This window comes from Streptomyces sp. R-74717, from assembly GCF_047305335.1.
GTDB classification, from domain to species: Bacteria; Actinomycetota; Actinomycetes; order Streptomycetales; family Streptomycetaceae; genus Streptomyces; species Streptomyces atratus.
Window position 1 is genome coordinate 1,915,668 of the sequence record NZ_CP102361.1, and the last position, 12,455, is coordinate 1,928,122.

The 12,455-nt window shown below is 70.5% G+C and carries 12 protein-coding genes and 2 pseudogenes; 6 read left to right on the top strand and 8 right to left on the bottom strand.

The genetic code is table 11. The features are described from left to right. Positions 1 to 282: 282 nt before the first annotated feature. Both NRF20_RS08565 and NRF20_RS08570 read left to right on the top strand, forming a co-directional pair. Positions 283 to 1,590 (top strand): hypothetical protein, encoded by a 1,308-nt coding sequence (locus NRF20_RS08565; RefSeq protein WP_413752339.1) that lies wholly within the window; start codon positions 283 to 285, stop codon positions 1,588 to 1,590. A gap of 175 nt (positions 1,591 to 1,765) precedes the next feature. Next, the gene (locus NRF20_RS08570; RefSeq protein ID WP_398630586.1) at positions 1,766 to 2,491 is read left to right on the top strand and encodes a carbon-nitrogen hydrolase family protein; all 726 of its coding nucleotides are present in this window, start codon (positions 1,766 to 1,768) and stop codon (positions 2,489 to 2,491) included. On the opposite strand, the gene NRF20_RS08575 is transcribed toward NRF20_RS08570, so the two are convergent. From NRF20_RS08575 to NRF20_RS08605, 7 genes and pseudogenes are all read right to left on the bottom strand, one after another. Then, positions 2,488 to 3,054 carry a GNAT family N-acetyltransferase gene (locus NRF20_RS08575; RefSeq protein ID WP_398630585.1) on the bottom strand — a complete coding sequence of 189 codons (567 nt, stop codon included), beginning with the start codon at positions 3,052 to 3,054 and terminating at the stop codon, positions 2,488 to 2,490. The genes NRF20_RS08570 and NRF20_RS08575 overlap by 4 nt on opposite strands. A 9-nt stretch (positions 3,055 to 3,063) precedes the next feature. After that, positions 3,064 to 3,303 (bottom strand): hypothetical protein, encoded by a 240-nt coding sequence (locus NRF20_RS08580; protein WP_413752340.1) that lies wholly within the window; start codon positions 3,301 to 3,303, stop codon positions 3,064 to 3,066. 69 nt (positions 3,304 to 3,372) lie between these two features. Beyond that, positions 3,373 to 3,855: pseudogene (locus NRF20_RS08585) on the bottom strand (peptidase S15); the annotation flags it as partial. A gap of 60 nt (positions 3,856 to 3,915) precedes the next feature. After that, on the bottom strand, positions 3,916 to 4,860 hold the full coding sequence (locus tag NRF20_RS08590; RefSeq protein WP_398630584.1) for an LD-carboxypeptidase: 945 nt from the start codon (positions 4,858 to 4,860) through the stop codon (positions 3,916 to 3,918). Beyond that, positions 4,857 to 6,845, bottom strand: coding sequence for a prolyl oligopeptidase family serine peptidase (locus NRF20_RS08595; protein WP_413752341.1), 1,989 nt, complete (start codon positions 6,843 to 6,845; stop codon positions 4,857 to 4,859). Before NRF20_RS08595 ends, NRF20_RS08590 begins: the two co-directional genes overlap by 4 nt. A gap of 22 nt (positions 6,846 to 6,867) precedes the next feature. After that, positions 6,868 to 8,229, bottom strand: coding sequence for a M20/M25/M40 family metallo-hydrolase (locus NRF20_RS08600; RefSeq protein ID WP_413752342.1), 1,362 nt, complete (start codon positions 8,227 to 8,229; stop codon positions 6,868 to 6,870). Then, positions 8,222 to 9,055 (bottom strand): M55 family metallopeptidase, encoded by an 834-nt coding sequence (locus NRF20_RS08605; protein ID WP_398630581.1) that lies wholly within the window; start codon positions 9,053 to 9,055, stop codon positions 8,222 to 8,224. Before NRF20_RS08605 ends, NRF20_RS08600 begins: the two co-directional genes overlap by 8 nt. A gap of 217 nt (positions 9,056 to 9,272) precedes the next feature. On the opposite strand from NRF20_RS08605, the gene NRF20_RS08610 reads away from it, so the two are divergent. Genes NRF20_RS08610 through NRF20_RS08620 form a run of 3 tightly spaced genes read left to right on the top strand, consistent with a single transcriptional unit; the run spans position 9,273 to position 11,638 of the window. Beyond that, positions 9,273 to 10,217 carry an ABC transporter ATP-binding protein gene (locus NRF20_RS08610; RefSeq protein WP_398630580.1) on the top strand — a complete coding sequence of 315 codons (945 nt, stop codon included), beginning with the start codon at positions 9,273 to 9,275 and terminating at the stop codon, positions 10,215 to 10,217. After that, complete coding sequence (locus NRF20_RS08615; RefSeq protein WP_413752343.1) at positions 10,214 to 11,188, top strand: ABC transporter permease subunit; 975 nt, start codon at positions 10,214 to 10,216, stop codon at positions 11,186 to 11,188. Before NRF20_RS08610 ends, NRF20_RS08615 begins: the two co-directional genes overlap by 4 nt. A gap of 45 nt (positions 11,189 to 11,233) precedes the next feature. Next, positions 11,234 to 11,638, top strand: a complete 405-nt coding sequence (locus tag NRF20_RS08620) for a GntR family transcriptional regulator (protein WP_398630578.1) — start codon at positions 11,234 to 11,236, stop codon at positions 11,636 to 11,638. Positions 11,639 to 11,693: 55 nt separating this feature from the next. Here the strand turns inward: NRF20_RS08620 and NRF20_RS08625 are convergent, their stop codons facing one another. Beyond that, positions 11,694 to 12,251 (bottom strand): DinB family protein, encoded by a 558-nt coding sequence (locus NRF20_RS08625; RefSeq protein ID WP_413752344.1) that lies wholly within the window; start codon positions 12,249 to 12,251, stop codon positions 11,694 to 11,696. Positions 12,252 to 12,285: 34 nt separating this feature from the next. Between NRF20_RS08625 and NRF20_RS08630 the strand changes: the two are divergent. Then, a pseudogene (locus tag NRF20_RS08630) lies at positions 12,286 to 12,372 on the top strand (RacP protein); the annotation flags it as partial. Between the last annotated feature and the right edge of the window lie 83 nt (positions 12,373 to 12,455).

The window sequence follows — 12,455 nt, forward strand, 5'->3', positions numbered from 1 at the left end:
CAGCGCAGATGAAATTGATCGGCACCGCCTACGGGGGCTGCCCATCAATACGACGGACGATCGACTGAGCGAGAGACCTCTCTTCGGACGGAGCACGTCATCTCTCTCATCCAGCGCACCGCCCACGTCGTCGATTCGCGAACGGAACATCTCCCGCAACCGGTCCGGAGCGCCCTGCGCCGGGCGGTCCCGTGGACCCCAGGCCTGCTGGCCCTGCTCATCGGGGCGTGGGGAATCCGTCGCCAGGACACCCTGTGGGGAGACGAGGCGGTCACCTTCGCAATGTCACATCGGAGTGTGCCGCAGATCTGGCACACGCTGGGCCATGTCGACATCGTGCACGGCCTGTACTACCTGATCATGCGGGGGGTGTTCGGCCTCTGGGACGGCGGCCTGGTGGCGCTGCGGCTGCCGTCGGTACTGGCGGTCGCCGCGGCGGCGGTCGGCATCGTACGGCTGGGGCAGCGGCTCGGAGGGACGTGGACCGGGCTGCTGGCGGGCCTCGTCTTTCCACTGCTCCCGCCGGTGCAGCGGTACGCGCAGGAGGGCCGGTCCTACGCCCTGATCTGTGCACTGATCACGTGGGCGAGCTGCCTCCTGGTCAGCAGCCTCTCCCGGCCGGGAAGACGGGGCTGGGTCGCGTACGGCGCGGTGATACTGACGGCCTGTCTGCTCCACGAGTTCGCCGTACTGATGCTCCTGGCCCATGGTGTGACCGTCTTCCGAGCGCGATTGGCGCGGCCGGTGACGCGGGCGTGGAGCATCGCGGCGGGTGGGGTGCTCGCCGGCCTCCTCCCGCTCGCCGCCTTCAGCACCACGCAGTCCGCGCAGGTGGACTGGATCGGCGTGCCGGACGCCGGGGAAGTGCTGGGCTTCGTCGCAACGGCCCTGCTGGGCGTCGCCCTCGCCCGCTTTGCCGGCCGTGCCCGCGGACCGGTCACCGTGTCCGCGCTCGCGCTCCCGCTGCTGATCCTGCCCAGCACGCTGCTCATGCTGACGAGCCCGCTGCATCCGTTGTACGTGGACCGTTATGTCCTGGCCTCCGCCATCGGCTTCGCGCTCCTGGCGGGCTCGATGCTCGACCGGCTCCGGGTGTCGGCACGCGGTGCCGGAACCACGCAACGTGTGGCATGTGCTGTGGCACTGGCCGCGGTGCTCGCCACCCTCGTACCCGTGAGCACCGCGCTGCGGCAGCCGGGGAGCCGCAAGAACGACGCGGTCGCGATCGCCCGGGCGGTCCAGGACATCGCCGAGCCGGGAGACGGCCTGCTGTTCATGCCGTCACGCAGACGCGTATGGACGCTGGCCCGGCCGGACTCCTTCCGGTCCCTGTCCGACCGCGCCCTGGAACAGACACCGGTCGCCTCCAACACACTGTTCGGCAGGGAACTGCCACCGGACCGGATCCGCGAGCGCATCCTGAACAGCGCACGCGTCATCGCGGTGCGCGACCTGGAGGGCCAGCCGCTGGACGCGAACGCGCGTGAGGCGGTCAAGCGCTCCACCCTCGACGCGCACTTCGAGGAATGCGCGAGCCGAACGGTCACGCAGGCGCGCATCACCGTGTACGCCAGACCTGGCCACTGCTGAACCGCGCAGGCTGGACCGGCCCGGCTGACCGCTCCGTCCGGCGGACCCGGCCGGCTGCTCCGGTTGAGCCGCTCTATAGGCTGGTCACGACCTTGTTCGTGTCGGTGACCTGCGGTGTCTCCCCGGGCGGTCCGCCCCCAAAGTGCCCGGCCGACCGGCTGATCCGGAGTACCTCGTGCCCATACCGCTCACTGTCGCCGTCGCCCAGCCCGACTGTGTTCATCTCGACGTCGCCGCCAACGCCGTAATTCATGCGGAGGCGATCGGCCGGTCGGGGGCACGGCTGGTCGTCTTCCCGGAGCTGTCGCTCACGGGCTACGACCTCGCCGCTCCGGCCGTGTCGCCCGACGACCCCCGTCTGCGGCCGATCGTCACGGCGTGCCGCGAGGCGGGGGCAACGGCCCTGGTCGGGGCGCCGGTGCGCGGCGCGGACGGGCGTGAGTACATCGCCACCCTGGCCGTCACGGGCGAGGGCGCGAGCGTCGTCTACCGGAAGATGTGGCTGCATGGCGAGGAGTCCGACCGCTTCGCCCCGGGAGAGAAGCCCGAGGTCCTGGTGATCGACGGTCTGCGGCTGGGGCTTGCGGTGTGTTACGACGCCGCCGTTCCCGAGCACGCCGCCGCCACTGCCGCCATGGGCATCGACGCGTATGTCGCGAGCACCCTGTACGGCCCCGGACCCGAGCAGGCCGCCCGGCGCGACGGGCACATGAACCGGGCGGCGCTCGCCCATGGTGTGTGGGCGGTGCTGGCCACCGCGGCGGGACCGAGTGGGGTGTACGCCCGCACGTCGGGCGGCTCCGGCCTCTGGGCACCGGACGGAACCCCGGCCGTACAGGCCGGGCCCGAGCCCGCCGCCGTGGTGTCCGCGACCGTGGGTACGGCCCGGCCCGGTTCCTAGACGCCGCCCCGGCTCAGCATCTCGGCCGTGATCGCCCACCGCTCGTGGTCGCGCCAGGCTCCGTCGATGAAGAGGAAGTCCGGCGAGAATCCCTCCAGGCGGAATCCGGCCCGTTTGACGAGGGCGAGCGAACCCTCGTTGGCGGGCTGGATGTTGGCTTCGAGACGGTGCAGGCCGAGCGGCCCGAAGGCGTACCTCAGGACCAGTCCCAGCCCTTCGCTCATCAGGCCGCGCCCCGACGCATGGGCGAAGGCCCCGTATCCGAGCGCGCCGCAGCGGAACCCTCCGCCGACGATGTTGTTGATGTTGATGAACCCCGCGATCCTGTCACCGGCACCCTCGCCGGCCCCGCGTTCGCAGACCAGGAAGCCCGCCTTTGTGGGGTCTTCGATCAGCCGGCCCGCGTAGGCGGCGTACGCGCGTGCGTCGTCGGGCGGGAAGAGCCAGGGGCTGTGCATGCCCCTGCTCTCCCTCGCACGGGTGGTGAACTCTTCCCCGTCCGCTCGGGTGTAAGGGCGGATCGCCGTGCGCCGTCCCTCGGCCAGATAGTGGGTTTCGGACATCCGGCCAGCCTAGGGGGTGTCGACGTGGCCGATCATCCCCTCTGCGCCTCGCTCCACCCGGCCGCCGACCACCGGAAGCTCCAGCACACCGGTGTCCTCAGGGGCGCTGACGACCGTGACGGGCTTGATGCCTGGGTTGCCCGAGTAGGCGCTGTCGCTCGCCGCGATCACGAATTCGAGTTTGTGCCCCGCCTCGTACCGGTGGACGATGCCCGGCAGTTGCACGGCGAAAGCGGGGACCGAGCGCATACAACACCGTTCGGGATGCGCCCAGTACACATCGGTGGGTCCAGGACTCACTCATGCACACTGGCTAGGAACGGTGGGTGCCTTGACCCTGCTGAGGTAGTCGACGGGTGAGACGCTGCGCGCGTAGTCGAGCATCGCGGCGGTCCTGTCCGCGGGGTAGCGGCCGGAGTTGAGCAGCCGGATGGTGTCGCAGGCCTGTGGTGCGAGGTACAGACAGGTGAGGCTGCCGAAGCGGGACGGGTCGAGGCTCGCGTTGAGGATCGTCTGCCCCTCCCCCATCAGGTAGAAGCCGTTGGTCCACTGCCACTTGAAGACACCTGCGGTGTCGGACGAAACGCCCTTGCGGGTAACGGTGTTGTCGGGGGCGAGCGCGTAGGAAAGGTCGTTCCAGGTGATCAGCGGTACGAGGGCGTCGACGCGGTGGTCGACGACCGCGGTGGCCATCTGGATGGCGCCGCCGTACGAGCCGCCGATCATGCCGACCCCGGGGGCGCCCTTGCCGTCCTTGGTGACGTAGTCGGCCTTCGTGCCGTCGTCGGCGGCGCGTGTCCCGGCAACGCTCGGGGCGCAGGATCCTGAAGGCTGCCCAACTTCTTCGCGATTCAAAGCCGTTCAGACCAGCGCGGGCACCTCGATGGTAAGCGTGGCAGGGCCGCCGTCGGCCGGTGCTTCCAGCACGGCGGGCACGCCGAGCGGAATCGTGAGCGCCGTCGGTCCGTGCCCGAAGCCCAGTTCCTCGACGACGGGTACGCCCAGGGGGCCGAGCCGGTCGGCGAGGACCGCCCGCACCTTCTCGTACGGACCACAGCCCGCCCAGGAACCGCAGGCCACCCCAACAATCCCGTCGAGCGCCCCGGCCCTCAGCAGTTGAGTGAGGATGCGGTCGATGTTGTACGGGTCCTCGGTGGTGTCCTCGATCACCAGCAGCCCGCCCCGGGCGGACGTCCGGGCGTGCGGGGTGCCGATGTCGGCGGCGAGCAGGCTCACACAGCCGCCGTAGGTGATGCCGCGGGCCCTGCCGGGGACCAGTACCCGCGCCGTGGGCAGGCCGAGGGTGCGTACCGACTCGGGCTCGAACAGGGTGGCCCGCAGGGACTCCTGGGTGTCCGGGTCCTTGAGGAAGGTCTCGGTGCCTGCCATCGGGCCGTGCAGGGTGGCGAGCCCCGTGCGCTGGGCGAATGCCTCGTGGAGCACGGTGATGTCGCTGTAGCCGATGAACACCTTGGGCCCGGCCGCGCGCATCGCCGCCCAGTCGACCAGGTCGACCATGCGGTGCACGCCGTACCCGCCGCGGGCACAGATCACCGCGTCGACGGACGGATCGCACCAGGCTTCCTGGAGGTCCCGGGCCCGCACCGCGTCCATACCGGCGAGGTAGTCCAACTCCGGGTGCACGTCGCGGACATGGGGTGCTTCGACGGGGTCGAGGCCCCAGCCGCGCAGTACGTCGAGGCCCGCCTCCAGGCGGTCGGCGGGCACCGGCCCGCTCGGTGACACGACGGCGATCCTGGCACCCGGACGCAGTCGGGCGGGGCGGGTCAGGGGTGCGAGGGTCACTTCTTCAGCTCCAGCCGCGGTACGTCGGGACAGTCGATGCCGAACGTCTGTCCGTACAGGGAGAGTTCGGCCTCCAGGGCGCGGATCATGGTGTCGGCGCGCCGGAACCCGTGCCCCTCCCCCTCGAAGGTGAGATACGCGTGCGGGATGCCGCGCCCCGCGACCTCGGCCAGGAACCGCTCGCACTGGACGGGTGGGCAGATCGGATCATCCAGCCCCTGGAGCAGCAGGAAGGGCGTGGTCAGTCGGCCGGTGCGGGTGACCGGCGACCGTTCACGGTAGCGTGCCGGGACTTCGGCGAGCGGGCCCACCAGGGACTCCAGGTACTGCGATTCGAAGTCATGGGTCTCATCCGTGCCCCAGCCGGTCAGATCGAGGATGGGGTAGATGATCGTGCCGCAGGCGTAGACATCGGTGCCGGTCAGTGAGGCGGCGGTGGTCCAGCCGCCGGCGCTGCCGCCCCGGATGGCGAGCCGCTGCCGGTCGGCCGTGCCCTCGGCCGCCAGCGCCTCGGCGACGGCCGCGCAGTCCTCGACGTCGACGACGCCCCACTGTTCGCGCAGCCGGTTGCGGTAGGTCCTGCCGTAGCCGGTGGAGCCGCCGTAGTTGACCTCGGCGACGCCGATACCGCGCGAGGTGAAGTAGGCGATCTCCAGGTCGAGGACGAGTGCGGCATGGCCGGTGGGGCCGCCGTGCGCCCAGACCACATAGGGCGGCAGTTCGCCGTCGGGGCCGGCCCGGTCGGGGTTTCGCGGCGGGTAGATGTGGGCGTGGATCTCCCGGCCGTCGGGCCCGGTGAAGGTGCGGTCCTCGGGCTGCGGGTAGTAGGCGGGGTCGACGGCGTCCTCGTGCGGTGTGCCGATGATCCGGGTGCGGCCGGTCGCGGTGTCCAACTCGACGATCTCGTAGGCGCTGTACGGGCTCGCGGCGATGCCGATGATCCGGCTGCCGTGCACGGCGAGCGACTCGGCCCATTCGGTCCAGGGCCCGGCGACGTCGACGAGTTCACCGGTCTCCGGGTCGAGTATGCCGAGCGTGGTGGTGCCCCGGCCGTGGACGGTGGCGATCAGGCCGTTCTCCAGCGGCCGGAACCAGCTGAGGCCGATCTTCCAGAGCGGTCCGGCGAACTCCTGCTCCCGGGGGCAGAGCGCGACCGTGCCCCGGTGCGGGTCGGCGCGGTACAGGTTCCACCAGCCGCTGCGGTCACTGGCGAACACCAGCTGCCCGTCGGCGCCCCATTCGATCTGCGGCACCGATTCCTCCGGGCCGCCGACGAAACTGCGGGTGTGGTGGAACGTACCGTCGTCGGCGACGTCCGCGAGCATCACCTCGGTGCCGTCCCACGGCATCCGCGGATGGTCCCAGGCGATCCAGGCCGCCCGTCGCCCGTCGGGCGAGAGCTTCGGTCCGGTGACGAAGCGGCGGCTGTCGTCGGTGAGTTCACGTACCGCCGAGCGGTCGTGGGCCGCCGAGCCGTCCAGGGGTACGGCGGCGATCACCCGGCGCAGATCGGTGGGTGCCTCGCCGGTGAACTCCTCCAGGACGCACCACACTTCGCCCCGCTCACCCCGGTCGAGGTGGAGCTGCGGGTCGACCCAGCGCAGTCCGCCGCCGACGGCCGAGACCGGGGTGAGCGGCCAGGGTTCGCCGGGCCCGTCGGGGGCGTATGCGTACAGCCGCTGGTCGGCGAAGTCGACGAAGACGATCAGCGGGCCGCCCTCGGCGCGTGCGGCCCCGGCCCAGGGCTGTCCGCCGTACTCGATGACCCGGCTCCGTACGTTCCACGGAGCGGGCAGGACACAGGTGCTGGTCCCGTCCGCCCGGCGGCGGATCAGGGCGCGGCGGCCCGCCTCGGCGGGGCGTGGTTCCGTCCACCACACCTCGTCGCCGACCACACCGACGTATTCCGGACGGCCGTCGTTGGAGGCGGCCAGTCGTGCGTCGATCGGTGACGGCCACGTTCCGTGGGCCGCTGTGGACTTCATGATCAATTCCCCCCGTACCGGGTCAGGCCGTGCGCAGATAGTGATCGAGGACGCGGACGCCGAAGTGCAGTGCCTCGACGGGGACGCGTTCGTCGACGCCGTGGAACAGCGCCTGGTAGTCGAAGCCGGCGGGCAGCTTCAGCGGTGAGAAGCCGTAGCCGGTGATGCCGAGCCGGGAGAACTGCTTGGCGTCCGTGCCGCCCGACATGCAGTACGGCACGACGTGGCCGTCCGGGTCGAAGCGTTCGACGGCGGCGCGCAGCTTCGCGAAGGTCGGCGAGTCGACCGGGGCCTGCAGCGGGACCTCGCGGTGGTGGAACTCCCAGTCGACATCGGGTCCGGTCAGCCGGTCCAGAGTGGTGTGGAACTCGTCCTCGCCGCCGGGCACCATCCGGCCGTCGATGAAGGCGGTGGCATGGCCGGGGATCACATTGACCTTGTACCCGGCCTCCAGCATGGTCGGGTTGGAGCTGTTGCGGACGGTCGGCTCGACCAGGGCGGCGGCCGGTCCGAGCTTGTCGAGGAGCTCGTCCACGTCGAAGCCCGGGGCATCGAGGTCGGGGCGGATGCCGTGCAGCGCGGCGATCTCGGTGAGCGCGGCGCGCACGGTCGGGGTGAGCCGGACCGGCCACCGGTGCTCGCCGATCCTGGCGACGGCCGCGGCGAGTGCGCTGACCGCGTTGGCCTTGTTGACCTTGGAGCCGTGCCCCGCCTTGCCGCGCGCGGTGAGTTTCAGCCAGGCGGTACCGCGCTCACCGGCGGCGATCGGGTAGAGCGACATGCCCTGACCGGCGTGGAAGGTGAAGGCGCCGGATTCGCTGATGCCCTCCGTACACCCCTCGAAGAGTTCGGCGTGCCGGTCGGCGAGGAAGCCGGAGCCGTCCTCGGCGCTGGCCTCCTCGTCGGCGGTGTACGCGATCACGATGTCGCGGCGGGGCCGGACACCGGTGCGCGCCCAGGCCCGGACGACGGCCAGGACCATCGCGTCCATGTTCTTCATGTCGATGGCGCCGCGCCCCCAGACGACACCGTCGCGGACCTCCCCGGAGAAGGGGTGCACGGTCCAGTCGCCGGCCTCGGCCGGGACGACGTCGAGATGGCCGTGTACGAGCAGGGCGTCGGCGGACGGGTCGGTTCCGGCTATCCGGGCCACCACATTGGTGCGCCCCGGGGTGCGTTCCAGCAGGGTGGGTTCCAGTCCGGCGGCGGCCAGCCGCTCGGCGACGTACTCGGCGGCCGGTCGTTCCCGGCAGTCGCCGCCGCCGCGGTTGGTGGTGTCGATCCGGATCAGTTCGGAGGTGAACGTCACCGATTCGTCGAGCGCCCGCTCGTCGACGCTCTCGGCGCTCTCGGCGCTCTCCCGGGGACGGGTCGCCTCAGCCATACTGTTCCTCCACGGCGGACGACACGATCGTCGTCACCGCCTTGAACGTGCGGATACCTTCGTACATCGTCGCGCTGGTGTAGGCGACGCGCCGTTCACCGCTGGGCGCCACGCCGGGGACCACGGTGGCCGCCGCGGCCAGATGCTCGGCGTCGAACTCCAGCTCGACGGTGAAGGGGCCGCCCTCCACCGGGGTGTGCCGCACGGCGAGCGCGGTCGCGTCCTTGGCCGCCGCGCGGATGTCCGCGGCGGTACGGGCCGGGGTGCGGCACACCGCCGCGTACCGCGACACATAGTCCTTCACGGCGACCTTGCGGGCCTCGGGGGCGTACCCGTCCGCGTCCACGCAGGTCAGGTCGTCGCCGGTGACGAGGACGACGGGAACGCCGTACTCGGCCACGACATGCGCGTTGAGGAGCCCCTCGCCGGCCCGGGCGCCGTTGAGCCAGACCCCGGTGATGGAGTTCGCCAGATACGTGTGGGCGAGGACTCCTTCCGTACCGGCGCCCGTGTGGTAGCCGACAAAGGCGACGGCATCGACGTCGCCGTGCTGGATGCCCTCCACCATGGAGAGGGACTTGTGCCTGCCGGTGAGCATCTGGACCCGGTCGTCGAGCTGCTCCAGCAGGAGGTTGCGCATGGACCAGTGGGCCTCGTTGATGAGCACCTCGTCGGCGCCGCCGTCGTAGAAACCGAGCGCCGCCGCGTTCACGTCGGAGGTGAACATGGAACGGCACCGCTCCCACTGCGGGGTGCCCGGCAGCACATCGGCCGGCCACGTCACGCCGGTGGCGCCTTCCATGTCCGCGCTGATCAGGATCTTCATGCGGGCTCACGCTACGCGCCGAGGAACCGCCAGGCCAGAGCCGCAGTTACGTTCAATGGTCCAGTCCTCCGAAGAGAGTGCGTCCTGCACCTCGAACAGGCACATTCCGGACGCCGCGCGCCCGGTCGGCACGCAGGCCGGCTTGAGGTTCCTTGACAGCCCTCCTTCACCAAGACCATGATTCCATTAATTGACTAATGGAATTGAGGCGAAGTGCATGGCAGAGGCATTCACTCCGGGCGGCGCGTCCGGCGCATGGGCGCTGGAGGCCCGCGGCCTGGGTAAGCGTTACCGTCGCGGCTGGGCGCTGCGCGACTGCTCGTTCCGGCTGCCGGCCGGGCGGATCTGCGGTCTCGTCGGCCCCAACGGGGCAGGGAAGAGCACCCTGTTGGGACTCGCGACCCGGCAGGTGCAGCCGACAGAGGGCGAACTCCACGTCTTCGGCGTGCCGGTGGACGATCCCGCGGCGATGCCGAGATTCGCCTTCCTCGGGCAGGACAAACCGCTGTTCAAGCGGTTCACCGTGGCGGAGACGCTACGTCTGGGCAGCGAGCTCAACCCCGGCTGGGACATGGCCGCGGCGGAGCGGATCGTCCGGTCGGGCCAGGTGCCGATGCACGCCCGTGTCGGCACTCTCTCCGGTGGTCAGCGCACCCGTGTCGCGTTCGCGCTCGCCTTCGGCAAGCGGCCCGACCTGCTGCTGCTCGACGAGCCGATGTCCGACCTCGATCCGCTGGCCCGCCACGACATGAGCGCCCTCCTGATGTCGGAGGCCGTGGAGCGCGGCACCACGGTGGTGATGTCCTCGCACATGCTGTCCGAGCTGGAGGACATGTGCGACTACCTGCTGGTCCTCGCCGATGGCAGAATCCGGATGGCGGGCGACGCGGACGCCCTCGTCCCGGCCCACGCGCTGGTCACGGGACTCGCCACCGGCGGGGACCCGGCCGCCTCGCTGGCTCCCCACACGGTGGTCGAAGCCCGTGTCCAGGGCAGGCAGTTCCAGGCGCTGGTGCGACCGAACGGCCCGCTGCCGGGTGACTGGGTGGTCGCCGAACCCAGCCTGGAGGAAGTGCTGCTGGCGCATCTCCGCTCGCCGGACGCACCCCCGTTGTTCACACCCGGTGCCCGTATCGAGGCCGAAGGGATCCACACCTCATGAGCGCCACCCTGACCGAGACGCCCCGAACCGGACGGGCGCCCGGACCCCGTCTGCTGCGCGGGCTGAACTGGCTCGTCGTACGTCAGCACCGGGCCGCGCTGCTCGCCGTGCTCGCCGCGATGGTCCTCGGCTCGATCTGGATCGCGTACCAGCACGGCCGGATGAGCCAGACGCTCGAAGCCGCGGGCTGGCCGGAGAAGGAGCTGGCGCAGCCGACATTCATCTCGACAGGACTCAACTTCACCGTCACGGCCCTGAGCGCGCTGCCCGTGATCCTCGCCGTCTTCCTCGGCGCCCCGCTGATCGCGGGCGATCAGGAGCACGGCACCGCGCAGCTGGTCACCACCCAGTCCGTATCCCGCCGTCGCTGGCTTACTGCAAAGATCGTCTGGTGCTACGCGGCGGTGGTCGTGTCCGGTGCGGTGCTCTCGGCGTTCTTCACCTGGTGGTGGAAGCCCTACCGTTCGGTGTTCCCCAGCCTGTGGCCGGAGGGGCCGGTCTTCGACAACACCGGTCCGGTGCTCCCCGCGCTCTGCCTCTTCCTGACCGCCGCCGGCATCACCATCGGCATGCTGCTGCGCCGTGTCCTCGCGTCCATGTTGGTCACGTTCGTCTTCGCCGCGATCACCGAGGTCGTCTGGGGCGAGATGCGCGTATATCTCGCCCCGTCACGCATGCTCACCTACCCGCTCGACGGCGACATGCCCGCACGGCTGAACGAGTCGCACGAGCTGGACCGCTGGATCGGCTCCGCCGACGGCCATCTCTACGGCTGGGGACTGTGCGCCAAGACCACCGAAGCGGCCTCGAGCGCCTGCATCAAGGACCACGGCATCGTCAACAACGTCGTCGAGTACCTCGGTTACGACCAGATGCCGGCCATGCAGTGGACCGGGGCAGGCATCCTGCTCGCGGCCACCGCCGTGCTCACCGTGTTCACCCTGTGGCGGGTGTCCCGGAGCCCCCTTTAGGACAAACCGCAGCAGGTACGTATCGTTTCGGCAGTTCAAAAGGAGGTGAAGACCGTGGTCGTATTCCGAATCGACAGACGCAGCGGAGTGGCGACGTACCTCCAGATCGTGCGACAGGTCGAACAGGCTCTGCGGATGGGCGCCCTGGAGGAGGGCGACCGGCTGCCCACGGCCGCGCAGGTCGCGGCGGAGACCAAGGTCAACCCGAACACGACCCTCAAGGCGTACCGCGAGCTGGAACGCGCGGGCCTGGCCGAGGTCCGGCAGGGAGCGGGCACCTTCATCACCCGATCCCTCGCCCCGGCCCAGGAGGGACCCGACTCCCCGTTGCGCGCCTCGCTCGCCCGGTGGCTGGACGAGGCACGGTCTCAGGGGCTCAGCGGCCAGGAGGTCACCGCCCTGTTCCGCTCGGCCTATGCGGCGGTGTATCCGTCCGAGACGGACGGCTGAGGGACGGCTGAGGGGCGGTTTCGTACTCCTCGCACCGAGGAGTACGAAACCGCGCTCAACCCGACGCCGGATAGTCGCCCGTGGCGCCGTCGGTCCGTTCGCGCAGCAGGTCCGCGTGGCCGTTGTGGCGGGCGTACTCCTGGATCATCACCAGGTACACCCAGCGAAGGCTGACGAGCCGGCCACGGGTCGTCGACATGAATGTCTCGTCGAGACCGCGCCCCGCCACGGCGACCTCGCACGCCTCGACCTCGGCGCGGTACGCGGCGAAATCGCGTTCCGCATACGCGGCGTCGACGCCGTCGATGCCTTCGTCCCCGTCATCCAGGCCGGTGAAGACGTCACCGATCGGCTCACCTGCGAAACTCCGCCGGAACCACCAACGTTCGATCTCCGCCATGTGCCGTACCAGGCCGAGGAGAGTGAGGTTCGACGGTTCGGCGGCGGTGTGCGCCAGCTGCGCAGGGTCGAGTCCGGCGCACTTGGTGAGCAGCGTCTCCCTGTGCCATCGGAGCCAGCCTTCCAGCATGGCTCGCTCGTCCGCGGTGCTCGGGACGTTCAGCTGGTCGCCGTCGGCTGTCGTACGTTCGATACGGGGTGCCGTCCATGTCATGGCAGCCATCCTCACACCGGCCGCGACGCTGCCGGAGGCGTACGAGAGGGCCGTGCGCTCCGAGAAGCTCACCGCGTTCCGCCGGTTCATCACCGGCACGGTCGCCCCACACGCCGCCGCATCGGGACAGTCGTCATGACGTCGTCGCACCCACGACCGTTCGGCGTGGGGCAAGTGGGGCGTACGGGGCGCCGCCTCAAGAGG

What these genes read in the sequence shown, in the direction of transcription:
- NRF20_RS08595 (WP_413752341.1), bottom strand. Translation starts at nt 6,845, where the DNA reads ATGAAGTCCACAGCGGCCCACGGAACGTGGCCGTCACCGATCGACGCA.
- NRF20_RS08625 (WP_413752344.1), bottom strand. Translation starts at nt 12,251, where the DNA reads ATGACATGGACGGCACCCCGTATCGAACGTACGACAGCCGACGGCGAC.
- NRF20_RS08565 (WP_413752339.1), top strand. Translation starts at nt 283, where the DNA reads ATGTCACATCGGAGTGTGCCGCAGATCTGGCACACGCTGGGCCATGTC.
- NRF20_RS08615 (WP_413752343.1), top strand. Translation starts at nt 10,214, where the DNA reads ATGAGCGCCACCCTGACCGAGACGCCCCGAACCGGACGGGCGCCCGGA.
- NRF20_RS08600 (WP_413752342.1), bottom strand. Translation starts at nt 8,229, where the DNA reads ATGGCTGAGGCGACCCGTCCCCGGGAGAGCGCCGAGAGCGCCGAGAGC.
- NRF20_RS08610 (WP_398630580.1), top strand. Translation starts at nt 9,273, where the DNA reads ATGGCAGAGGCATTCACTCCGGGCGGCGCGTCCGGCGCATGGGCGCTG.
- NRF20_RS08605 (WP_398630581.1), bottom strand. Translation starts at nt 9,055, where the DNA reads ATGAAGATCCTGATCAGCGCGGACATGGAAGGCGCCACCGGCGTGACG.
- NRF20_RS08580 (WP_413752340.1), bottom strand. Translation starts at nt 3,303, where the DNA reads ATGCGCTCGGTCCCCGCTTTCGCCGTGCAACTGCCGGGCATCGTCCAC.
- NRF20_RS08575 (WP_398630585.1), bottom strand. Translation starts at nt 3,054, where the DNA reads ATGTCCGAAACCCACTATCTGGCCGAGGGACGGCGCACGGCGATCCGC.